This is a genomic window from Chitinophaga sp. W3I9 (assembly GCF_050434025.1).
Taxonomy (GTDB): Bacteria; Bacteroidota; Bacteroidia; order Chitinophagales; family Chitinophagaceae; genus Chitinophaga.
Genome location: NZ_JBNPWC010000001.1, coordinates 526,784 through 550,640, shown reverse-complemented (window position 1 = coordinate 550,640; position 23,857 = coordinate 526,784). Strand labels below are relative to the sequence as shown.

The following is a 23,857-nucleotide window of genomic DNA, read 5'->3' as shown; positions in this document are numbered from 1 at the left end:
AAAGATGCTAAAAGAGCATACTTGATAAGAGGTTGATGCTCAGTTTGAAAGGAACTGTTACTACAACTGTGGGGAAGAATGTACCAGCTTTAGAGTAGGTGTGGGTAACAAATATGGATTTGGTCAATGATGGGTATTAAAGTATTTGTCGGAACTTAGCACTAAAATCCCGCACCACCGGAATGACGAAAAAGGAGTACAATAAATGCGTGGATCTGTATTCGGACAATTTATTCCGCTTTATAGTAAAGAATCTGGAGCATGCGGAAGATGCCAGAGACGTAGTACAGAATTCATTCGAAATATTGTGGAAGCACTGCCAGGATGTGCCTTTTGAAAAGGCAAAGTCATACCTGTTTACAGTCGGCTACCACAATATGATAGATCATGTACGTAAGGTAAAGCGGATCACACTTGTAGACCAGTTCAAAGACGAGGATAAAGTATCGGATCATAAGATACATAACGCGAAGGAAGTCATAGAAAAAGCATTATCCAAGCTCAGTGAAGTACAGCGCTCCTTAATTATGCTCAAGGATTATGAAGGATATTCCTACGAGGAAATAGGAGAAATGATGGAGCTGAATCCTTCCCAGGTAAAGGTTTACCTGCACAGGGCCAGGATACATCTGAAGAACTACCTGGTAAAAATGGAGAATGTTATATAATATTTTTATAATAAATTAGATTTTTGTCGATAGAAATTAACATATCAAACTACGAGTCCTATCTACTCAGCTACATTGATGGTGAGCTGAATGAGACAGAGCTGGCTGCACTGGAACGTTTCCTGGAAAAGCATCCTCCTTTCCGTCAGGAACTGGAACTGCTGGAAGGAGCGAAACTGACGCCGGATAAACACGTTGTTTTTGATAATAAAGCTGCTTTGTATAAAACAGCTGCCGTTGATTACGAAGTATTAATGCTGAGCCATATCGACGGGGAGCTGACCGCTGCTGAGGAAGCCACTTTGCAGGAATACCTGCAGCAACATCCGGCAGCGCAGCGTGAACTGGCATTATTGGAGGCCACCAGGCTGGTACCTGATACCACTTTGGTATTTGCTGATAAAGCATCTCTTTACAGAAGCAGTAAACGCCGGGTTACCCCGGTATACCGCCGCATGATGTGGGCAACTGCTGCCGCCGCGGTAGTAGCGGGTCTGCTTATCTGGTTATTGCCAGCCAGCGATCAACAACCAGCACAAAAACCTGCCATTGCGGTAAACACACCACCTGCGGTTACTGTACCTGCACCAGCCGTAACTCCTGAAGTAACTACGCCGGTTGCTCCTGACCAATCCGCAGCTGCAACACAAAATGCGCCTGTTGCTGCGCCGCCGAGCAACCAACCGGTACCGGCCAAAAACCATAAAGCCGTAACGCCACGTGAAAACAAAACAGTTGCCGCTCCTGCAAATGAGCCTGCACTGGCTGCCGCAGACGCACCCAAAGCAGATTTGCCGGTTATTTCCCAGTTGCCGCCGCAGCGCAATTCTATGAGTGAAGTAGTGGAAGAGCACCTGCAACAGGCTGGTAACGCCCATGTTGTGGCGGTTCGGCCGGAAGTTAATAATAAGGAAGCGGTACTAGCAGCCAATACCAATACCAACGATCATTTAAATAATAAAATAGTTCCTGCAACCGAACAGCCAGGCGCTCCCGGTGAGTTGATCATGTCTGTAAGTGGCAGCGACAGCCGGATTTTAGATAAGGTAACCAATGTTGCAAAGCTTTTTTCCCGGAGAAGGAATAAATAATAAATCATGGTCATAGCATATGAAGCATAAATTTTTACTCATTTTGTTACTGGTATTATGTGGCGGGTGGGCTCATGCGCAAAAGGCAGATAAAACTACACCGGCACCACCGGACACCATACAGATCAAAGGATTGATCATTATCAAAGGAAAGAATGATAAGGGACGGACCAGTTATAAGTTTTATAACGATACTGCCTATGCCCGCCAGAAGCTCAAAAAGAACCTGCAAACCAAATGGTTCGTTTTTGACCTGGGATTCAACAATTATATTGATCACAGCGACTATAACGGAGCCAGCTTTATTAATTACTACCCCAATAACAGCGCTTATTACAATGGAGCACCTGCCCCGGTGTCTAAATCATATGATTATTCTGCCGTAGGCCTCGCCACTTTTGCCCCAAGGGATGCCAGTGCGCCGTTGACGCCTTCAGAATTTAAGCTAATCACCGGAAAATCAATCAATTTTAATATCTGGTTATTTCAACAGCGACTTAATATAACAAAACACAAACTTAACTTGTTATATGCTTTAGGATTAGAGATGAATAACTATAGGTATGCCCGGAGCATCACGTATTTACCGGGTTATCCTACACAAATAATCAGAGATTCCGTAGAATTTTCAAAAAATAAGCTGTTTGCCGAATATATATCGATCCCGGTAATGCTTAATTTTAATTCTAACCCTGCCCGCCCGAGCCGTGCGTTCCAGGCGAGTTTCGGTGTCTCTGGTGGTTATCTCCTCAAATCCAGAACCAAGCAGGTAAGTGAAGAAAGAGGCAAGGTTAGAAAAACGGACGACTTTAATCTTAACAAGTGGCGTTTCGGCCTTACCAGTGAACTGGGCTATGGACCTGTAAAGTTGTATGCAAATTTTTGCCCTTACGGCATTACATGACTATGGGTTACAACAGTATCCATTTTCAATAGGTATCCGGTTAAACGGATTCTAAGATTTATTAGCCAGTCCTAAATTGTGTTTATGCGTTCTTTTGTTGCTTTGATGACATGTATTGGTTGCATTGCATGGATTCACTCCTGTGAGAAACGTTTGTTAGGCGTTAGACTCGAAAAAAATAACTTACTTATTGATCAGCCAGAGCAGTTGCCCGTAGCAGTTGCACCAGCCAGCATTCCCGCTGCCAGGTACATTTCCCAGGTAATTCCTGCCACCAATACCATAACCGCTCCCGTTAGCCATAACAGGCGCCGGGTGAAAGCGAAAAAACAGGCCGGTAACAGCATGGCCATTGACTCGCTGCTGCTTAACCAGGTTTTTGTGCGCGGAAAGTATACCATTTATAATAACCAGAACCCCTGATATCAACCCTCTTCTTGTTAATTTGATCACCGGCCAGGCAACCGGTTGCAATTCCTATGCATCTACCGCTCATACAATTCTCCCTTTTTTTCCCGCTTTATAATTTTGACTTCCGGTATATTTGACAGACTAATTTCAAAAAACCAACTATTTGTATGAGTCTTAAAAGAGTCGTATTACTATTCCTGTTTGCCTGCTCGCTCAAAGTAGCGGGAGCCCAGGAAAAATATCAATGGAAGGAGGCTACTGGTGGCGGTTATACCTATAAGTACGTTTCCGATGATCCCATGAAGGCACGCTTTTATACGCTGAAAAACGGCCTGACAGTTATCCTGAGTGTCAATAAAAAAGATCCCCGCATCCAGACATTGATCGGTACCCGCGCCGGCAGCGATAACGATCCAAAAGACCACACCGGCCTGGCGCACTACCTCGAACACCTCCTGTTTAAAGGCACTGAAAAATTTGGTTCGCTCAACTGGGCAAAGGAAAAACCACTGATCGATGAGATCTCCAATTTGTATGATAAATACAATAAAACAGTGGACCCTGCTGCCCGTAAAGCTGTTTATCATGAAATAGACAGCGTTTCCGGAGTAGCCGCCAAATATGCCATTGCCAATGAATACGACAAAATGATGTCGGGCATGGGCGCACAGGGCACCAACGCCCATACCTGGGTAGAAGAAACCATTTATGAGGAAGATATTCCTTCCAATGCCATCGACAAATACCTGACCGTACAGGCGGAGCGTTTCCGTGACCCGGTTTTCCGCCTGTTCCACACCGAACTGGAAGCCGTATACGAAGAAAAGAACCGCGGACTGGATAATGATGGCCGGAAAGTGTACGAAACCATGCTCGCAGCCCTGTTTCCTACCCATAACTATGGCCAGCAATCTACCATCGGTACCGTTGAACATCTCAAAAATCCAAACCTGAAAGTAATCCGCGAATTCTACAATGAGTACTATGTGCCTAATAATATGGCCATCGTAATGGCGGGTGATTTTGATCCGGATTATGTGATTAAATCTATCGATCAGAAATTCAGCTATATGAAAGCCAAACCGGTAAAGGAATACAAGCCTGCCCCGGAAGCGCCGATCAAATCGCCGGTAATGAAAGAAGTACTGGGTCCGGATGCCGAAAGCGTAGATATCGCCTTCAGAATGCCCGGCGCCCTCGATACCAAATCCAACCTGGTACTGGGTGTGCTCTCTTCCATTCTCCAGAATGGTAAAGCCGGTTTGATGGATCTCAATATCAACAAGCAGCAAAAAGTACTGAACGCCAGCGTAAGTGTACTTGGCCTGAAAGACTACTCCATCTTCTCACTTAGCGGTAAAGCCAAACAAGGCCAAACCCTGGAAGAAGTAAAAGCGCTTTTACTGGGTCAGCTGGATATCCTGAAGAAAGGAAATTTTGATGAAACCCTGGTGAAAGCCATCGTTAATAACGCCAAGCTGAGCGAACTGCAGGGCCTGGAAAGCAATAACAACCGCGCTACCGCCCTGATGGACGGATTCATTAAGAGCAGGGGTCAAAACTGGTTATATGATGTAGCCTATGTGGATGATATGGGCACGGTTAACAAAAAACAAATCGTTGATTACGCCAATAAATTCCTCAATGATAACTATGTAATTGTTTACAAACGCAAGGGCGAAGATAAGAACATCGAAAAGGTTGAAAAACCTGCCATCACCCCGGTGGAAGTAAACAGGGAAGCACAGTCGCCTTTCCTGCAACAGGTAGCTGCTATGCCCGCCACACCGGTAAAGCCACAGTGGCTGGATTATGAAAAAGATATCCAGAAAACCGCGATAGGTAATACTGATATGATGTATGTACAGAACAAAGACAATGGTCTTTTCCACCTGTACTACCGTTTCGATATGGGTACCTGGAACAATAAGAAACTGGCCCTGGCAGCGCAATACCTGCAATATCTGAGCACCGACAAATATACCTCTGAGCAGATCAGCAAAGAGTTTTATAACATTGCCTGTAACTTCAGCGTATCCGCTTCTGCTGAAAACACCACTGTGGTGATCAGCGGTTTGCAGGAAAATTTTGATAAGGCCGTTACCTTATTTGAACATGTGATAGCCAACTGCAAACCTAATGAAGACGCGCTGGCAGCACTGAAAGGCCGCATCCAGAAAGGCCGCTCCGACAGCAAACTGAATAAGGGCGCGATTATGAAAGGAGTAGTAAACTATGCAATGTATGGCGCAAAAAATCCGTTTAATAACCAGTTAAGTCAGGCTGAGCTGGATGGTGTTACCGCATCAGAACTCGTTACTATTTTGCATGAACTGCCTGCTTACAAGCATACCATTATTTACTGGGGGCCTCAGCCACTGGCTGCTGCCGCGGCTGAAGTAAAGAAACTGCACCCGCTGTCTGCAACCTTTAAGCAGGCACCGGAAGCTATAAAATTTGCGAAAGATAACCAGGATAAAAGCCAGGTGCTGTTTGCAGATTATGATATGGTGCAGACAGAAGTAAACTGGGTAAGGAATTCAGCGGCATACAGTCCTGCCAACACAGGCGTGGTGACGCTGTTTAACAGCTACTTCGGCGGCGGAATGGGATCTGTTGTATTCCAAACCATCCGCGAGTCCAAAGCATTGGCTTATTCCACCTATGCCTACTACGCATCTCCCGATAAAAAAGACGACCGTTATTCTGTATTGGCCTATGTTGGTAGCCAGGCAGATAAAATGAATGACGCCATTTCAGGGATGAACGAATTGCTGAACGATATTCCCCGTGCCGATAAACTGTTGCAAACTGCTAAGGAAAGCATGAAGCAGGATATTGAAACAGAACGTATCACCAACGATGGAATTGTTTTCAGTTTCCTCGCCGCACAGAAGCTGGGATTAAATACGGATATCCGCAAACAGGTGTACGAGTCGATCGACAAAATGAACTTTGACGAAGTGAAGAAGTTCCATGATGAGAACCTGGCGCACAAACCATATACTTATTGTATTGTTGCTTCTGAAAAGAAGATCAGCACAGACGATCTGAAAAAATATGGCGATGTGAAGAAGCTCACGCTGGAAGAGATCTTCGGCTACTGATTACCGTAAGAAAAAATCTGATAAAATACAAAGGCACAAAGTTTTACGCTTTGTGCCTTTGTATTTTCAACCATCTCCCAAACAATAAATGATTATTCTGCCACGTTATCTGCATATTTATTACTCCTATGAAGAAGTGCTGTCATTACTGGTTGGTAGCTGTTCTGTTGCTGCTGCCGCTAAGTGGATTTATCAACGAATCTGATTTGTATAGTGTAAGGTTAAATGCTGCCAACATTGATCCTGATAAAATTTTCCTGCTGATAGATAAAAGCGATTACCGGTTGTATGTATACGAAGACGTGACGTTGAGAAAAATCTACAAGGTGGTATTTGGTAACCGCGACCAAACCGATAAACAAGTTGAAGGTGATCGCAGAACACCGGAAGGAACTTTCCATATTTTAACCAAAAGAGTGGATAAAAGCTGGAGCAGGTTCATGCTGCTGGACTATCCCAATGAGGTGTCCTGGCAGAAGTTCCGTGTCCGTCAGTCACAGGGCATGGTCTCCTCCAGCGCCAGTATTGGCGGGGCTATCGGCATCCACGGAGTGGAATATAATTCCGGTATCCGGGATAGTTATGTGGAAGGACGTATTAACTGGACACTGGGTTGTATCAGTATGAAGAACTCAGATGTTAACGAATTATACGAGGTAATCAAAGTGGGAACCCCGGTGGTTATTCGCCGGTAAGGTTTTTGCTGATTATTTCGCAGTGACTCCCGGTGGCAGTTGCATGTTGTAATTTAGCATCCACCACAAACCGGTACGGCATCTAGTGGGGCAGTACTACTGCACCATGACTCAAATATAAACGGCGGGTCAGATCCTGTGAAGAGCGCGCTCCACTCGTATGGTGCGCGCTTTTTTATGGTTGCAGAAAAGCAGTGACTTCCTTCATCCAGGTTGTGGAATCTTTGCCGCAAAACGACTGGTGTCCGGCGTTGGGGAAGATATACAGTTTTTTTTGCCGGGTACCTAAATGAGCAAATACCTCCCGTGTTTCCTGTTCCGTAACCCGGATATCCTGTTTCCCGTAAAAATATAATACTGGCATATCTATTTGGCTGGCATAGCTTTCCGGCTTAAAACCGGCGCCCCAGAAACCTTGTTCTATTCCTCCCCAGAAGGTAAGAATCTGTGAAAAAGGGAATGCCGGCAGATGCACCGCGCGCATCCTGCTTTTTACAGCGTCTGTAAGCGTAGCAAACGGGCACTGGAGGATGAGTTGCTTTGGTTTGAGCCCGTATTCAGGAACAGCCTTTAAAATAGCGGCAGCGCCCATGCTTACTCCCCAGAGGATCACCGGGTGCTTGTTTTTCTGTTTTACATACTCCCACGCCAGCTTTACATCTTCTGCTTCTTTGTAGCCTACGCTGCAGGCATATCCTTCGCTGTTGCCATGGGCGCGGAAATCCAGTAAAAAAGTATTGTAGCCCAGCGAGCGGAAACGATCTGCTTCCGGCAATAACGAGCCTTTATTGCCATTGTAACCATGGAATAGGATAACTGTGCCGGTAGCCGCTTTGGCCGGGATCCACCAGCCTTCCAGCCGGAGGCCGCCGGCAGTGCGCAGCAATACGGTTTCGTAAGGTACTGATGGGAAACCGGTGGTAGCGGATTTGGCAATGCGTACACCAAATAAAATGGTTTTTATCTTTTCGCCCGTACTCATTTGTTCCGGGAGTTTGTTCCTGCGGCCGCCATCGTCATAAAAGTGGGTAAACTTCCACGCATGAAAGGCCCCGATAATATTGAGTAATACGAAAAGGAGGATGCAGGTCCAGGCCAGCTTTTTGAAGAAACGCTTCATAGTATAATCAGGTACAACAAAGGGATGCAAATTAATCTGCATCCCTTTGTTTTTTAAAAGCTTTGAAGCTGTTACAGTTTTCCTCTTTTGATTTCGTCTACCACGCCAGGATCCAGCAGGGTAGAGGTATCGCCTAAGTTATCCATATCGTTTTCAGCAATTTTCCGCAGGATGCGGCGCATGATTTTACCGGAACGGGTTTTAGGCAAACCGCTTACGATCTGTATCTTATCCGGCTTGGCAATGGGACCGATGATGCGGGCCACTGTTTGCGCGATATCTTTTTTAGTCAGTTCAGGATCATGCGTGAGGCGTTCGGTGATCACGTAAGCATAGATGCCCTGGCCTTTAATATCGTGAGGATACCCTACCACGGCGCTTTCCACAACGCCGGCGTGCATATTGATGGCGTTTTCCACTTCCGCTGTACCGATACGGTGACCGCTTACATTGAGTACGTCGTCCACGCGGCCGGTAATTCTATAGTAGCCATCTTCATCTCTCAGGCAGCCGTCGCCGGTGAAGTAGAGATTTTCGTAGGTAGAGAAATATGTTTTACGGAAACGTTCGTGATCGCCGTAGGTGCTGCGCAGCATACCGGGCCAGGGGAACTTGATGCAGAGGTTACCGCTTACGCCGTTGCCTTTGAGTTCTTTACCATTTTCATCTACCAGGATCGGTTGTACACCCGGCAGTGGCAGGGTGGCGTATCCTGGTTTTTCTTTGGTGATGCCGGCAATAGGGGTGATCATGATACCACCGGTTTCTGTTTGCCACCAGGTATCTACGATAGGGCATTTGCCTTTGCCGATATTATCTTTAAACCAATGCCAGGCTTCTTCGTTAATCGGTTCTCCTACGCTGCCCAGTTTTTTGAGGGAGCTGAGGTCTTTATGATTTACGGGGCCGAGGCCATAGCTCATTAGGCTGCGAATGGCTGTTGGTGCGGTATACAGGATGTTGACACGGAATTTATCTACAATTTCCCACAGCCGGCCTGCGTCCGGATAAGTAGGCACCCCTTCAAACATGAGCGTGGTGGCGCCTGCGCTGAGCGGACCATAGGCAATGTAGCTGTGACCGGTAATCCAGCCGATATCTGCTGTACAGAAATATACTTCACCGGGTTGGTACTGGAAGGTATTTACGAAGGTATAGTTGGCGTATACCATGTAGCCGGCGCAGGTGTGAACCACGCCTTTTGGTTTGCCGGTAGAGCCGGAAGTATAAAGGATGAACAGGAGATCTTCCGCATCCATTTCTTCCGCCGGGCAGGGCGGATTGCCCATTGTTTCTACCTGTTTTATTTCATCTTCCCACCACAGGTCCCTGCCTTTCAGCATGCTTACCGGGGTGCGGGTACGTGTACATACAATTACTTTTTTTACAGATGGACATGCCATCAATGCGTCGTCCATAACGGATTTCAGCGGGATATCCTTTGCGCCGCGATATGCGCCGTCGCAGGTGATTACCAGGCTGCACTGGGCATCCTGTATCCTGTCGGCAATGGACTGCGCGCTGAAACCCCCGAATACTACGGAGTGAACGGCGCCGATACGGGCGCAAGCCAGGATGGCGATAGCCAGTTCCGGGATCATGCCCATGTAAATACATACACGGTCGCCTTTTTTAACGCCGTTGTTCTTGAGCACATTCGCAAACTGGCAAACCTTGTTGTATAAGTCGCGGTACGTGATAATGCGGTGGTGTTCTTCCGGGTCATTGGGTTCCCAGATGATGGCGGGAGTATTGCCCAGCGTGCCCAGGTGGCGATCCAGGCAGTTTTCTGTAATGTTCAGTTTAGCGCCGGTAAACCATTTGATTTCCGGGTCTTTGAAGTTCCAGTCCAATACCTTGTCCCATTTGCGACGCCAGTAAAAATGGTCTGCTACATTGGCCCAGAAGCCTTCCGGGTCAATCACACTCTGTTGATAAGCCTGCTGATAATCTTCGATACTCTTGATCTGGTATGGGTACGACATAGCACCGTAATTGTTTATTGGTTAAGTACAAGCATTTTCCTAACGGGCTTTAAATTTAAGAAAAACCAGATGGTTTGGTAGAGATAATCTAAAAAATCATATTAAAAGCAGATTATTTTTCAACATATGAGCGGAGGTATTTGTAAATATCTGCTTCCTGGGGATTAGCAGGGTTGCCTAGTTGCAGGTAGCGTTTATAGTAGCGGGTAGCCAGTGGTTTGTTGCGGAGATGTACCTCGTAGATGCGGCCAATACTGTATTGGTGCAGGGGTTGGTGAAAAAGGTAGTAGGCGGTATCCAGGTTGGCGACGGCTGATTTGTATTGGCGGAGGCCTTCGTAGTTCACCGACTTCCCGCTGTAGTAGCTGTTCAGGCTTTTCGAGGTAGCCATGTCGATGCAAGTTTGCAGCAGTTCATTGCTGGCCGTATAGTTTTTTAATGCGGTATAGGCAAGGGCTGCGTAATACGTAATGGTTTCAGACTGCCCTTTATTGGCCTGCACATATTCATATACGTTGATGCATTGCTGGTATTGTTTGAGTGTGTACCAGGCAGCAGAAACGATGCTGAAGGTGTTAGGCGACAGGATATTCATGCGCATCAGTTGCGTGCCGAGATCGGTACAGCGGGTATAATTTTTCAGAAACCAGGCGGACCTGATGGCGGTCATGATAACGGTGGGCTGGAGCGAGTCTGTTTTCAGAAAGGTTCGCAGAATGCTGTCTGCCAGCGGATATTGCTGCTTTTCGATCAGTTCTTCCCCGAGACGTGCGGTTACTTTTGGATCTGCCGGATTGAGCGCATATGCTTTTTGCAGGTAGAAAAATGCCGTATCCGGCTGTTGCGCTGCGAAGCAGGCGAAGCTGAGTTGTTTGTATGCCGTGGCATTGGCGGGTTGTAGGCGGACAATTTGCCGGTAGTGAAAAATGGCGGGGAGCGGGCTTTCCAGCTGCATGCTGATGCTGGCCAGGTATTGATGTGCCGGTACATTGTTGCTGTCCAGTGCCAGTACCTTTTCATAATGGGTCATGGCATCTTTTATTTTTCCCGAGAGGTAGTACGTATATGCCAGGAGGGAAAGCTGCCCGATATTATTTTCCTGTACGCGGGGCTGCAGGTAGCCGATGGCAGCATCATATTGCTGGCTCTGGAGGTATTCCATCAATTGCGTACGGTCGATAGATTCCTGTGCCAGGGCCACGGTAGTGATATTTATAAGTAGCAGCAGGCTGATAAACCACTGGGCTATCCGATATATAATCCGGTTCATAGACATTGTATTTATCTTTAAAACTAAGGATTTAGTTTTAAAAAGAAAAACTTAGTTGATCGGGAGCCAGAAGTTAAAATCCCGAAAAATATCTCAGTGAAATCAGTATAACAACGTAATCAGGCAAAAAGACAAAAATCCGCAGCTAAAAGTAAAGCCTTGTTTACCCGGGGTGGGGAACAAGGCTTTACGGAGCATGATTACTTTTACGTAAGATGTTTTTACAAACGGCGGATGAAAGGCAACAGTGGTCATTTGGAAGGTTTCCGGTATTTTGCCAGGTCATCTTCACCGGATGCAAATACTTCTTCCATAATTTCAATGATTCGTTGCTTTTCCGCATTACTGAGTGCAGGAATGATTTTTCCTTTCTCATTTGGATTCGGCTTATCTCTTCCGCGCATTTTGCGATAAAATGTGGGTGTGCTCCAGTTACATTCTTCACATACTTTCTCCCTGAACAGCACAGGAAGACTGGAAAGTTTGGTATGAATGTCAAGTAGCACATTTATTGGTTCTTTGCTCATAGTGGGTATTATTTTCAGAATGATTGGATATGGTTAACAAATGAATTGTCGGAATAGTAGAACATGTTTTAAAGTTACTTTAAGGTGTAAGCAAATATATTTATAATCATGCAATTTATAATTATAAAACTTTACTTTCTTTAAAAAAAATATGTAATGATGTAACCGTTTGCAGTAGCGCGTTTGAGAGAATTATTATGCTTTTGTTTATGATTCGTTAATCTATAAATGATGTGTATCGTTTACACAATAATCCTGTTTGTTATCATTCTGATTTCATCGTTATTAAATCGATAAATATTTCTTGTTATTTTTTTGCGTATACCCTTTATAGTTAGTACGGATATTTGTTGCCAGGGCTGGTTACGGACTTATATTTTTTTCGTTAAATTGATATTTTTATTTACAGAATGAAATATTAATTGTTAAATTATACGATAATACGACAGGTCATCCTGTATGTAGCATTATAATTTAAAATGAAAAGGGATGCAGTCGAGCCTGATACACATGGGACACCGGTTGAAACAGATCTTGAAGCAAAAAAAAATAAAGATTGTTGATTTCGCCACTATGGCCGGTTTTACAAACCAGATCGCTCATTATCACTTGCGGAAAAGTGACATGAAACGCGCTACGATGGAGCGCTTTTGCGCGCTTATTGGTATTACCCCGGAAGAATTTATGAGATGGAATGGTGCGATGCAGCTAACGAATGGTAAAAGTATACATCACGGAGAACGCTTACAGCATATCATTGCAGAGAAAGGGTTGAATAAAAGCAAACTGGCCGGCCGTTTGGATATGAGCCGCCGTACCATGTATAACTTATTTGAGAAAGAAAGCTTTTCGCCGGACGAACTGGACAGGGTGGCGAAAGGATTGGATATGAGCGTGGATGCCTTTCTTAACCCCGGTACCGTGCAGGAAGCCCGTAATACGGATAGCGAAGAAATGATGTTGCTTAGGGAAAAATATTATAAGCAGCTGGAAGAATATACGCAGTTGCTGAAAAGTCATGCTGCACTGAAAGATGAGTTGCTGCAGATAAAGAAAGAACTGGCGGCTTTCCGCAAACAAAATAGTTAAAATAGCATCCAGTTTGTTATAATGATATTTGTTGATAGTTTTAGCCAGTGTGCTTTAAAATTCAAGAGAACAACCGCTGTTTTGAGAATATAAAAGTATTATATTTGTATACACACCCCATTCTTCACCAAAACAGGAATCGTATAAATGTCAGTTCCATATTATGTTCATGCAGGCGCCAGGTTGCGGCGTATACTGAGGCAAAAGGAAATTGTGATCCTGCATTATGCTAAGAAAGTTAAATTAACCCCGCAAGGCCTGTATCGTTATTTTTCGCAGGCAGCTATTAAAAAGGAAAAGCTGGATATATTGCTGGAAGCTGTTCCCGTTACGCTGGAGGATTTTTACCACTGGAACTCACTGGAAGGAAATACCTGCCATCAGGGTGAACTGCTGCAATTATATCTTGCGAAGCAAAAAATAACAGATGAGCAACTGGCGGCTCAACTGCACATATCGTTAAATAATATGCATGAATGGCTGGATACTGCGGTATTTAGCGACAAGCAGTTGGAGCTGTTGCAGGAACATCTGCAATTATCGCCCGGTTACTTTACCGGTCCACCTGCCATAAAGCAGGAGGTTAACTGGGTAGAAGCCTACCTGGACAAATGTATGGAGGTACAACAGTACGTCCGCAAGGTAAGCACCCTCGAAAAAAGGATCAGTACCCTGGAATCCAGGTAAGCCGGGATCAATCCGGTGTTAGCTCACAGCCAGCAAATGGTTTTCATTTTTTACAGCACTCAATTCAAAATATTCAGCTACTTCTTCCCAGTTGTTTACCCGTTTGTAATCGGTAAGAGGCAAATTGTGCGGTGCTGTAAACAGGAGTGGCGTTCCTTTAAAAGCAGACAGGTTTTTATCGTGGTCGTCAATCATGTAATCCGCTTCCACAATGGTTTTGGACCCGCAGAATACTATATTTTTCCAGCTGATAAAAGGAAAATGTTCACTCAGCCATGCGTGTTTTTCCGCCAGTGACAATGGAAATTCCATGGCCGCGGATACTACAAAAACTTCGTGTTGGTCTGCCAGTGCCTTTACTACTTCCTGGCTGCCCGCCATTACCGGTATCCCCCTGAAAAATCCCGGGGAACTCAGTATTTTCATGGCTACACCTTCAGGGAATGCGCTGCCTTCGGGGATGTTGTTCAAACGCTCCGGATCTATTATTTCGCCATATTCTTTTGCGTATACATCCAGCAGATGTTGGGTAAGGTCTGCCATTACATTGTCCATGTCGATTGCTATTCTTGCCATATTTTGCTATTTTATGCAAAGTTATGCGATATTCTGCAAATTATTGCATAATCTTTCATAATATTGCATAAAATAGCACGACCCATGTTGAGAGAGGAAAGATTGGATTATATCCTCAAAAAGCTGCAAACAGATCATAAAGTGCTGCAAACAGAGCTTAGCAGCGATTTGCAGGTATCGGAAGACACCGTGCGCAGGGACCTTGAATCGCTGGCGCAAAACGGGCAGCTGATCAAAGTACGGGGAGGAGCGATCCCGCATTCACCGAATCCTTATTCTTTTAAGGAGCGTATTGTATATCATGAAGATGATAAGAAACATATTGCCACCAAAGCCCTGGCGTATCTGCATAATGGTCAAACTATTATTCTTGACGGGGGGACTTCTACTTTAATGCTGGCAAAACTGTTTCCTGCTAATCTTCATATCACCGTTATTACGAACAGTGTACCGATAGTGGCGCAACTAATAGAGCACCCCGTCATTGAGGTGATTTTCACGGGTGGGCTGATTGGTAAAGATTCTCAAACGGCAGGTGGCATGGATACGATCCGTATGCTGGAAAAAATGCGGGCGGATATCTGCTTCCTGGGCATCTGCAGTTTGCATCCGGATGCGGGTGTAACAGGCCTGGATCTTGGGGAAGCAGATGTGAAAAGTGTAATGGTGGGATCTGCCAATAAAACCATTGCACTGGCTACCAGCGATAAAATGGGTACAGCGGAACCGTTTAAAGTATGCGATATCACTGGCCTGGATACGATTATTACAGATAATCCGGACCTGCCATCACTAAAACCTTATATTAACCTGGGAATACAGGTGATCTGATCAATTCAACTTTTATCTGACCGAAGATGTTACACGATCTATCGATGGTAATGATTAATAAAAGAGCCACGCGTATTGCGGTGAGCGCCTTGTTTTTTTTAACCGGACTATGCTTTTCCAGCTGGGCTTCCCGCATTCCGGATATTCAGCTGGCATTAAAATTAAATGATGCCGGGCTGGGAAGCGTACTGCTGGCGCTGCCGGTAGGTTCCATTATTTCCCTTCCGGTGGCCGGCATACTGGTATCGAAATATGGCAGCCGCCAGGTATTGCTGATTGCGGCGGTAGCATACGCCGCAGTGCTGCCGGTGCTCGGACTGGCGCATACTTCCCTGGAGCTGAGTGCATTCCTGGTATTTTTTGGCTTTTTCGGTAACCTTGCCAACATTGCGGTGAACACACAGGCAGTAGGCGTGGAGGCCATGTATGGCCGTTCTATTATGGCTTCGTTTCACGGATTGTGGAGTGTAGCGGGTTTTACCGGGGCGGCTTTTGGTACCTGGATGACAGGTTTGCACCTGGCGCCGGTATATCACTTTTTAATTGTTACCGCGGTTTCCTGGATCCTCATCGTCATCACAATGAACCGGCTGGTGGTTCGTGTAACCAATGAAAATAATGCACCTTCTTTATTTGGCAGGCCGGATGCTTTCCTGTTTACGCTGGGAATTATCGCCATGTGCTCTATGATTTGCGAGGGCACTATGTTTGACTGGAGCGGGGTTTATTTCCGCAGGGTGATACAGGTAAGGGAGGGATGGTCCGGCGCGGGTTATGCAGCCTTTATGAGCACCATGGCATCCGGACGCTTCATAGCAGATTACCTGACTACACGGCTGGGTGTTAAAAAGATGCTGCTGATAAGCGGCGGACTTACTGCCAGTGGTTTGCTGGTAGCGGTTATCTTCCCTTACTTTGTTCCGGCCATGCTGGGCTTTATGCTGGTGGGCGCGGGCGTATCGGCAGTAGTGCCGCTGGTATACAGTGCTGCGGGCAGATCCACAAAGCTGCCGCCGGGAATGGCGCTGGCCACGGTATCTACCATTGGTTATTTTGGATTCCTGTTTGGTCCTCCGCTGATTGGGTTTGTAGCGCAGGCTACGAATCTTGGCGTGGCTTTTACGATGATTGCTGTTATGGGCGCTGCTATAGCCGTGATGTCTTCCAGGATCAAATTATAATCCTGCAACCGCCGCTGCTCCATTTTTGTGGGGCAGCGCGCGGAAAGAAAGTTCTTCTTCCCGGTGGTCGAGCATCAGCCAGTATTCACCGGTATCTTCTTCCCGTTCTGGTAGCTTCATGCCTGCAAGCGCTGTGAGCAAGGGTTCCGGCGGATGATCAAATGGCACCAGCCTGACCAGCGGATGTAAGCTTGTTTCATCGTCACCGGTTTCCATCAGTGATTCCCGCGGTAAAAATTTCAATTCATTCATGGCGAGCTCCATTACTACAATTTCCCGCAGGTAAGGATTCACCATTTCCCCGCTCAATAATTTCTGCAACAGGAATTCCCCAAAGATGTTGATTTCCCTTTTAAACTGCAGATCCGACCGGTTGTCTATGGCCCAAAACGCTTCTATTACCGGCATCAGTTGCCCGCCCAGTAAAAAACAGGTATAAGGAAGCATCGTGTAAATGGGCGTGATCCTGTTTACCCGGTACAGGGTACAACTTACCGACATGCCCTGCTGGTACACTACTGTTTGCAGCCGTCGCTGCTCACGGCCGGTAAGATCGTACCGTGATAATACTGCTGCGGCATCATTCCGCAGCTGCAGGCATAATTGCGGGGAGGCAATCAGGTCCGTCAGTGCTTTCTGAAAAGATAGAAGTGACATAATACTCAGGTATGATAAAGGTTCCAGGCTGCTTTCGCCCTGTTTAGTTCGCGGGTAACACCGTCGAATTGCAGCAGGTGAAAATAAGATTCATGAAACTCGAAGGTAATGCCGCATAAGTTGGGTACTAACGGTAACGTATAATCGAGTAGTTCCCATACTTCCGGCGGACACGGCCCTGCGTGGGAGTCAGTGTACATGCCGGCCATTTCGTTTCCGCCTGCAATATGTATTTCAATGACTTTATCCAGTTCCAGTTGTGCAATAAAAGCTTTTGCATCGAAGTGATGATTTACCGCATTCGTATATACATTGTGGATGTCCAGCAGCAAACCACAGGAAGTATCGCGCGATAACTCATTAAGGAAGGCGGTTTCGCTGAGTTCCTGTTCGGGAAGGTCGATAAAGTATACGTTATTTTCCACCAGGAAAGGTGTGCTGATGGAGCGTTTGATGGCATTGATGCGGCCACCGATCATATCCAGCACTTCATAATCGTACGGTACCGGTACAGCAAGTCCTGCATTGTGTTCTTCCTGTTCTTCGTTATGCACTTTTACAAAAGAAAGGTGATCGCTATGCCATTTAAAGCGATAGCGTTCATGCCATTCTTTCATTTTTTGCAGATAGGCTTTATCGAAGATACCTGCACTGCCGAGGGAGTAGGAGATATTGTGCGAAGTTAGAGGATATTGGGCCGCTATTTTATCCAGCACTTTCATCCAGGATTCAATTTCTTCAAACCGTTGTGGAGTATTGTTTCCGCGATCCGTCCAGAACATATCCGGGATAATCTCCACGTAATCGCAAATGCCGGGGCATGCGTCAAGGTATAGTTCCAGCGCAGGATTGTAGAGGAGGCCTACGCCCAGTTGTGGAATAGTTTGCTGATAAAGACGGCCCACCCTGGCTGTTGATAATACTTGTGACATGGTGAGGAGGTTTAAGAACCGTCCCGGCAAGGCCGGGACGGTATCCGCATTAATGTTGTTGTTTGATAGCAATGTCTTTGATGACCGCCATTTTATCCAGGTCAACTTTAATCACTTCTTCCAGCTTTTCCCGGATGTTAAAGTGAACACCGGATAAGCAGGCCTGGCATCCGCGGGGATTGATTTGTTTGATCACCATGGATTGCAGTTTGGCGATGTCTTCCATTTTGGTGCCTTTGGGAACGGCAACATCTACGTGACCATTGTCGCCGTAATGAATTTCAGCTGTGCGCATGACGTTTAATTTTTGGGGTGTTTAAATAAAAAATAAAAGAAGGATTCCCTGCGGGCAGGGCTGTCGTAGAATTTAGTGCCAGTCTTTTTGGGGTTGCAGCGCAGTATATTTTTAACTGCGGATGATAAAGTTAGGAGAATAAGATGAAATCATGATAAGTATTTATACGGGAAAATGAGGAACGGGGTAATTCCCGGAAGATCATGATCAGGGGATCATTGATTTGTGTTTCAGGGATTTCTTGCACGTTGTTTATTTCTACCAAATAACGGATTTATTCTATATAAATTCAGCTACATTCATCCATCTCCGCAAAAAATCTTCTCCCAAAACAAAATTTATTTCTGTTTATAAATTTCAAATCCCGTAACTTTGCACGATTTTTTTGTTCCCTCACACGGCGGAAAAATCAATTTGGTTTTTCATTTTCAATAGATTACACAAATGCCAAAAGACTCATCTATCAAATCTGTACTCATTATCGGTTCTGGACCCATTATTATTGGTCAGGCTTGCGAATTTGATTATTCCGGTTCCCAGGCAGCACGTTCGCTGCGGGAAGAAGGAATTAAAGTGATTTTGATTAATTCCAATCCGGCTACCATCATGACGGATCCTATGATGGCCGATAAGGTTTATTTGCTGCCGCTGACCGTGGAAAGCATTGAGCAGATTCTGGAAGAAAACCAGATAGATGCCGTATTACCCACTATGGGCGGCCAAACTGCGCTGAACCTTTGTAAAGAAGTAGACGAACTGGGAATATGGGAAAAAAATAACGTTCGCCTGATTGGAGTAGACATCAAAGCCATTGATAAGGCGGAAGATCGCGAACAGTTCCGGCAGTGGATGATCCGGCTGGGAATACCCGTAGCGCCTGCCAGAACAGCGAACTCCTACCTGGAAGGTAAAGAGTTTGCCCAGGAAATAGGATTTCCGCTGGTAATCCGTCCTTCTTTCACACTGGGTGGTACCGGTGGTGGTTTTGTGCATAGCAAAGACGACCTGGATGAAGCACTGGACCGTGGTTTAAAAGCTTCTCCGATCCATGAGGTTCTGGTGGAAAAAGCCGTACTCGGATGGAAAGAATTTGAACTGGAATTGCTGCGTGATAAGAATGATAACGTTGTTATCATTTGTACCGTGGAAAATCTTGATCCCATGGGGATCCATACCGGTGATTCCATTACAGTAGCTCCTGCAATGACCCTGAGCGATACCGCTTTCCAGGACATGCGTAACAAAGCGATGGTGATGATGCGCGACCTCGGCAACTTTGCCGGTGGTTGTAATGTGCAGTTCTCTCTCAACCCTGAAAATGAAGAGCTGATTGCCATTGAAATCAATCCGCGTGTAAGCCGCTCTTCTGCACTGGCTTCCAAAGCAACCGGTTATCCGATTGCAAAAATTGCTGCGAAACTGGCGATTGGTTATACACTGGATGAACTGGAAAACCAGATCACCAAAACTACTTCCGCATTTTTCGAGCCGGCACTGGACTATGTAATCGTTAAAATGCCGCGCTGGAACTTTGATAAATTCAAAGGAGCCGATGATACTTTAGGATTGCAGATGAAGTCAGTAGGAGAGGTAATGTCTATCGGACGTACTTTCCCCGAAGCCCTGCAGAAAGCCTGCCAGAGCCTCGAGAACGATGCGCTGGGATTGGGTTACTATGGTAAATCACTCATGAAGAGCGAGCAACTGATTGAAAAATTAAAGCGTCCAACCTGGGATCGTATCTTCCGTATAAAAGATGCTTTGATGGCGGGCGTATCGGTAAAACATATTCATCAGCTTACCTTTATTGATCGTTGGTTCCTGCACCAGATACAGGATATCGTGAACCTGGAAAAACAATTGCTGGAACTCGACCTGCAGACTGTTTCCGTTGATATGCTGAGAGACGCCAAGAAAATGGGCTTCTCTGACGCGCAACTGGCTATCCTGTTTGGCGATTGTGATGAAGATGAAGTATACGCTAAACGTAAAGAGCTGGGTATCCGCCGCACATTTAAAATGGTAGATACCTGCAGCGCAGAGTTTGAAGCAAAAACGCCTTACTTCTATTCTACTTTTGATACAGAAAACGAAAGTGTTCCTACCGATAAGAAAAAGATCATTGTACTCGGTTCCGGCCCCAACAGGATTGGACAGGGTATTGAGTTCGACTACTGCTGTACGCATGGTTTGCAAGCCATCCAGGATTGCGGATATGAGGCCATCATGGTGAATTGTAACCCTGAAACGGTATCAACCGATTTTGATATGGCGGATAAGCTGTATTTCGAGCCGGTGTTCTGGGAAAACCTTTGGGAAATAATAGAACTGGAAAAACCGGAAGGTGTGATTGTTCAGCTGGGTGGTCAAACTGCGTTGAAACTGGCGAAGCGCCTGGAAGCAAATGGCGTGAAGATCATAGGTACATCCTTTGACAACATGGATATTGCGGAAGACCGCGGCCGTTTCTCCGACATGCTGAAAGAACTTGGTATTCCTTATCCAAAGTACGGTACTGCTTACAACACGGATGACGCTATTGATGTGGCGAAAGAAGTGGGTTACCCGGTGCTGGTGCGTCCTTCCTACGTATTGGGCGGGCAGCGCATGAGGATTGTTATCAATGAAGAAGAACTGGAAGAATCTGTACTGAGCCTGCTCAGACACTTGCCAGGTAATAAAATACTGATTGATCACTTCCTGGATCGTTGTCAGGAGGCGGAAATAGATGGTATTTTTGATGGTACTGATTTCCATGTAATGGGTGTGATGGAACATATTGAACCAGCGGGTATTCACAGTGGCGACAGCCATGCGTTGCTGCCGGCCTTCAACCTGTCGCCAATTGAGGTAACCACTATGGAGTACTATGCAGAAAAGATTGCACGTGCACTTGATATCCGTGGTTTGATCAACATCCAGTTTGCCATTAAAGATGGTAATGTGTTTGTGATCGAAGCCAATCCGCGTGCATCGCGTACTACACCGTTTATTGCGAAAGCTTACCAGGTGCCTTACCTGAACATTGCCACTAAAGTGATGATAGGCGCCAATAAGCTGAAGGACTTTACCATTGTAAAGAATCTTACAGGTTTTGCTATTAAGGAGCCTGTATTTTCTTTCAATAAGTTCCCGGGTGTAAACAAGGAACTCGGACCTGAAATGAAATCTACAGGAGAAGCCATCCGCTTTATCAAGGATCTGCGTGACCCGTATTTCAGACAGCTTTTCAAAGAAAAGAGTATGTATCTGAGCAAGTAGTTTCCTGTTAAGGAACCAAATATTAAAAGCCCTTCCGTTACATCGGAAGGGCTTTTTTATGTATAAATCGTTTTATCTGAAAATGAACAGAGCCTGATAAAAATCAGGCTCCTTCTTTTCCCTCAAAATAACCATTAAAGACACGACTATTGAATCTTGATACAATTCATATAGCGTGACCGGTAATGCAGTTTACAAATAATATTATATTTAAAAGAGATGTTAACTAATCAATAACAGATGCGATAGTGTATAATATGATACTATATGATTATTAATAACTTAAAAAGAAGATGAGCTTTATTAGTTTGCCGGGATTTATTTAGGTAAAGTGAAAGTTTTCAAGATATCATATATAAATATTAGCAGTCAGAAACATCCCCTTTTAACATTTCCAAAACGCTTTTACTACTCAGAAATGCGAGGTTTGTTTACCCGATAAAGTTAACCCTGCATGGAATTTGAATCTGCATTGTTTGTTGTGAAATGGTGGAAGCGTGCACCTTTTCTGCGTATCATCGCACCATTAGTAGCTGGAATTACCCTTCAGCTGTATATACCGGTGAATCCTGTTTGGTACATTACAGCAGCCTGTTGTTGCATGGCAGGTGTATCAGCGTTTCGTTTTTTACCGCTGCAATGGCGTTTTGCCGCGGCCTGGCTACCAGGAATATTATGCTCCCTGTTGATCTGTTGTTGTGGCGGTTTGCTGTTATATAATGCCGATATCCGCCATAGCAAAGATTTTTACGATAGGTACCTGGTCGATACACCATTTTACCTGTTGCGCATAAATGAACCTCCACAGGAAAAGCCCCGTTCCTTTAAAACCACCGCACAGGTAATAGCCGTTTGCAAAGAGGATGAATGGTTGCCTGTTAAAGGCTGTTTATTGCTTTATACGGGCAAGGACAGTCTTTTACCTGCCCTTCACTACGGAGACGAATTAATTGCCAGGAAACGGCCCGAATTCATCAAATTTAGCGGTAACCCCGGGGCGTTTAACTATCAGCAATATATGGTAACACAACAGGTTTACCAGCAGGTGTATCTCGGCCAGGCAGACTTTTACCTGTTACCGTATAATCGTGGGCATCCGGTACGCAGGTTATTGCTGCAGGCAAGGGATTATTGCCTGTATAATCTGAAAAAGTATATTGGTAACGGACCGGAAGCCGGTATGGCAGAAGCATTGCTTATTGGTTACCGCCAGGACCTTGACCGGGATGTGGTGCAGAGCTACAGTAATACCGGGATTGTGCACGTGATTGCCATTTCGGGAATGCATCTTGCCTTGCTGTACAGTACACTGCTATGGTTGCTGCAATGGCTACCAGCCCATTCCTGGATGCATGTAACAAAAGCAGTGATCATCCTCGTTGTGCTGTGGGGATTTGCCTTACTCACCGGTGCATCTGCCTCCGTACTCCGGTCTGCGGTAATGTTTACAGGTATTACTGTCGGACGTTTTGTATTGCACCGGTATAGCAGCATTTACAATACTTTGGCGGCTTCCGCAACCATATTACTATGCTTTAATCCCTACCTGGTAGTGGATGCAGGGTTTCAGTTGTCGTACCTCGCCGTACTCAGCATTCTGCTTTTTTACCAACCTATTTACCGCCTGTTCGAGTGGAAACGCCGGTGGGCAGACTGGCTTTGGCAAATGACGGCGGTGTCGTTGGCGGCACAACTGATCACCACACCGGTGAGCCTATTTTACTTTCACCAGTTTCCCAATTATTTTTTACCGGCTAACCTGATCGCGGTGCCGCTGTCAACCCTAATCATTTACGGAGAAGTAATATTGTTGCTCCTGTCGCCTTTGGGAAAGCCGGCGGTTTGGCTGGGCAGTGCATTGAAATATATGATCTTCGGAATGAATAGCTGCATCAGGTGGATTGGAGAGTTGCCTGGTGCAGTGATCAGGGATATTCACTGTTCGCTGGCGCAAACCGTACTGCTTTATCTGCTGATCGCGGTACTGGCGCTGTGGCTACTGGTAAGGTTCCGGCCTGGATTGTGGATGGGACTTCTTTGTATCTGGGGGTTTCTGATCGCCCGTGTCAGTTGGGTGACCGCCTGCAAGAGACAATGCAGTATTATTATCTATAACGTGCCCGCCTATACGGCCATTGATTGTATTAAAGGTAACCTGGTACAATTTGCCGGTAATGATAGTGTGTGGCAATTACCCGTAGCACAGCAACTCCTGAACACGCGCGCAAACCTGCGCGCGCATGCCGGTACACCCGCTTCTTTTCAGCAATATGGCCGCTTTCTGAGCTTCGAGGGAAAGCGGATACTGATTATAGACAGCGCGTTGCCGGGTCTGGCGCCACCTGAAAAATTTAAGACCAATTATATTTTATTAACACGTAATCCACCAGTGAATATCAGGCAACTGTGCGATTTTTATGCGTTTGATACACTCATTTTTGCGGCTTCAAATAGTGCACGAAGGATTGAGAAATGGAAAAGTGATTGTGATACCTTGGGAATGCAATATTATTCTATTGGAGATCAGGGGGCGTTTATTTTGACATGCAGGTAAAAATGGAATGATAGGT

At 45.6% G+C, this 23,857-nt stretch carries 20 protein-coding genes; 12 read left to right on the top strand and 8 right to left on the bottom strand.

Annotated elements, in window-relative coordinates; translation table 11 throughout:
• Positions 1–182 precede the first annotated feature (182 nt).
• The 6 genes from QFZ51_RS02425 (at position 183) to QFZ51_RS02400 (ending at position 6,876) form a co-directional block, all read left to right on the top strand.
• Positions 183–668, top strand: coding sequence for an RNA polymerase sigma factor (locus QFZ51_RS02425; protein WP_429042805.1), 486 nt, complete (start codon positions 183–185; stop codon positions 666–668).
• A gap of 23 nt (positions 669–691) precedes the next feature.
• A complete protein-coding gene (locus tag QFZ51_RS02420) occupies positions 692–1,759 on the top strand; it encodes a hypothetical protein (RefSeq protein ID WP_429042803.1) in 1,068 nt (355 codons plus the stop codon).
• 19 nt (positions 1,760–1,778) lie between these two features.
• Positions 1,779–2,663: an outer membrane beta-barrel protein gene (locus tag QFZ51_RS02415; protein WP_429042800.1), complete on the top strand. Its 885-nt coding sequence runs from the start codon at positions 1,779–1,781 to the stop codon at positions 2,661–2,663.
• An 84-nt stretch (positions 2,664–2,747) separates the two neighbouring features.
• A complete protein-coding gene (locus QFZ51_RS02410) occupies positions 2,748–3,086 on the top strand; it encodes a hypothetical protein (RefSeq protein ID WP_429042798.1) in 339 nt (112 codons plus the stop codon).
• A gap of 155 nt (positions 3,087–3,241) precedes the next feature.
• Complete coding sequence (locus QFZ51_RS02405) at positions 3,242–6,181, top strand: M16 family metallopeptidase (protein WP_429042795.1); 2,940 nt, start codon at positions 3,242–3,244, stop codon at positions 6,179–6,181.
• Positions 6,182–6,309: 128 nt separating this feature from the next.
• Positions 6,310–6,876 carry a L,D-transpeptidase family protein gene (locus QFZ51_RS02400; RefSeq protein WP_370908705.1) on the top strand — a complete coding sequence of 189 codons (567 nt, stop codon included), beginning with the start codon at positions 6,310–6,312 and terminating at the stop codon, positions 6,874–6,876.
• Between the two features lie 175 nt (positions 6,877–7,051).
• Here QFZ51_RS02400 and QFZ51_RS02395 read toward each other — a convergent pair whose 3' ends face one another.
• The 4 genes from QFZ51_RS02395 to QFZ51_RS02380 form a co-directional block, all read right to left on the bottom strand.
• The gene (locus QFZ51_RS02395) at positions 7,052–8,038 is read right to left on the bottom strand and encodes an alpha/beta hydrolase (RefSeq protein WP_429042793.1); all 987 of its coding nucleotides are present in this window, start codon (positions 8,036–8,038) and stop codon (positions 7,052–7,054) included.
• A gap of 29 nt (positions 8,039–8,067) precedes the next feature.
• Positions 8,068–9,981 (bottom strand): acetate--CoA ligase, encoded by a 1,914-nt coding sequence (gene acs / locus QFZ51_RS02390; RefSeq protein ID WP_429042791.1) that lies wholly within the window; start codon positions 9,979–9,981, stop codon positions 8,068–8,070.
• A 112-nt stretch (positions 9,982–10,093) separates the two neighbouring features.
• Positions 10,094–11,251 carry a hypothetical protein gene (locus QFZ51_RS02385; protein WP_429042789.1) on the bottom strand — a complete coding sequence of 386 codons (1,158 nt, stop codon included), beginning with the start codon at positions 11,249–11,251 and terminating at the stop codon, positions 10,094–10,096.
• Between the two features lie 251 nt (positions 11,252–11,502).
• Positions 11,503–11,778, bottom strand: a complete 276-nt coding sequence (locus QFZ51_RS02380) for a hypothetical protein (RefSeq protein ID WP_370908701.1) — start codon at positions 11,776–11,778, stop codon at positions 11,503–11,505.
• Positions 11,779–12,267: 489 nt separating this feature from the next.
• On the opposite strand from QFZ51_RS02380, the gene QFZ51_RS02375 reads away from it, so the two are divergent.
• On the top strand, positions 12,268–12,867 hold the full coding sequence (locus QFZ51_RS02375) for a helix-turn-helix domain-containing protein (protein ID WP_370908700.1): 600 nt from the start codon (positions 12,268–12,270) through the stop codon (positions 12,865–12,867).
• A 147-nt stretch (positions 12,868–13,014) separates the two neighbouring features.
• Positions 13,015–13,554, top strand: coding sequence for a hypothetical protein (locus QFZ51_RS02370; protein WP_429042786.1), 540 nt, complete (start codon positions 13,015–13,017; stop codon positions 13,552–13,554).
• Between the two features lie 18 nt (positions 13,555–13,572).
• Here the strand turns inward: QFZ51_RS02370 and QFZ51_RS02365 are convergent, their stop codons facing one another.
• Positions 13,573–14,130, bottom strand: coding sequence for a 5' nucleotidase, NT5C type (locus tag QFZ51_RS02365; RefSeq protein WP_429042783.1), 558 nt, complete (start codon positions 14,128–14,130; stop codon positions 13,573–13,575).
• Between the two features lie 84 nt (positions 14,131–14,214).
• Here QFZ51_RS02365 and QFZ51_RS02360 point away from each other — a divergent pair, with 84 nt between their 5' ends.
• Both QFZ51_RS02360 and QFZ51_RS02355 read left to right on the top strand, forming a co-directional pair.
• Positions 14,215–14,961, top strand: a complete 747-nt coding sequence (locus QFZ51_RS02360; protein WP_370908697.1) for a DeoR/GlpR family DNA-binding transcription regulator — start codon at positions 14,215–14,217, stop codon at positions 14,959–14,961.
• Positions 14,962–14,987: 26 nt separating this feature from the next.
• Positions 14,988–16,142 (top strand): MFS transporter, encoded by a 1,155-nt coding sequence (locus tag QFZ51_RS02355; RefSeq protein WP_429042780.1) that lies wholly within the window; start codon positions 14,988–14,990, stop codon positions 16,140–16,142.
• Here QFZ51_RS02355 and QFZ51_RS02350 read toward each other — a convergent pair.
• From QFZ51_RS02350 to QFZ51_RS02340, 3 genes are read right to left on the bottom strand one after another with little or no spacing between them, the layout of a single operon-like run.
• Entirely contained in the window at positions 16,137–16,799 is a 663-nt protein-coding gene (locus QFZ51_RS02350; protein ID WP_429042777.1) for a hypothetical protein, read from the bottom strand. The two genes, QFZ51_RS02355 and QFZ51_RS02350, sit on opposite strands and share 6 nt — an antisense overlap.
• Positions 16,800–16,804: 5 nt before the next feature.
• Positions 16,805–17,731, bottom strand: coding sequence for a DUF692 domain-containing protein (locus QFZ51_RS02345; protein WP_370908694.1), 927 nt, complete (start codon positions 17,729–17,731; stop codon positions 16,805–16,807).
• Positions 17,732–17,780: 49 nt separating this feature from the next.
• A complete protein-coding gene (locus QFZ51_RS02340) occupies positions 17,781–18,026 on the bottom strand; it encodes a hypothetical protein (protein ID WP_370908693.1) in 246 nt (81 codons plus the stop codon).
• 444 nt (positions 18,027–18,470) lie between these two features.
• On the opposite strand from QFZ51_RS02340, the gene carB reads away from it, so the two are divergent.
• Positions 18,471–21,287 (top strand): carbamoyl-phosphate synthase large subunit, encoded by a 2,817-nt coding sequence (gene carB, locus QFZ51_RS02335; RefSeq protein WP_370908691.1) that lies wholly within the window; start codon positions 18,471–18,473, stop codon positions 21,285–21,287.
• A gap of 454 nt (positions 21,288–21,741) precedes the next feature.
• The gene (locus QFZ51_RS02330) at positions 21,742–23,841 is read left to right on the top strand and encodes a ComEC/Rec2 family competence protein (RefSeq protein ID WP_429042773.1); all 2,100 of its coding nucleotides are present in this window, start codon (positions 21,742–21,744) and stop codon (positions 23,839–23,841) included.
• The last annotated feature ends 16 nt before the right edge of the window (positions 23,842–23,857 follow it).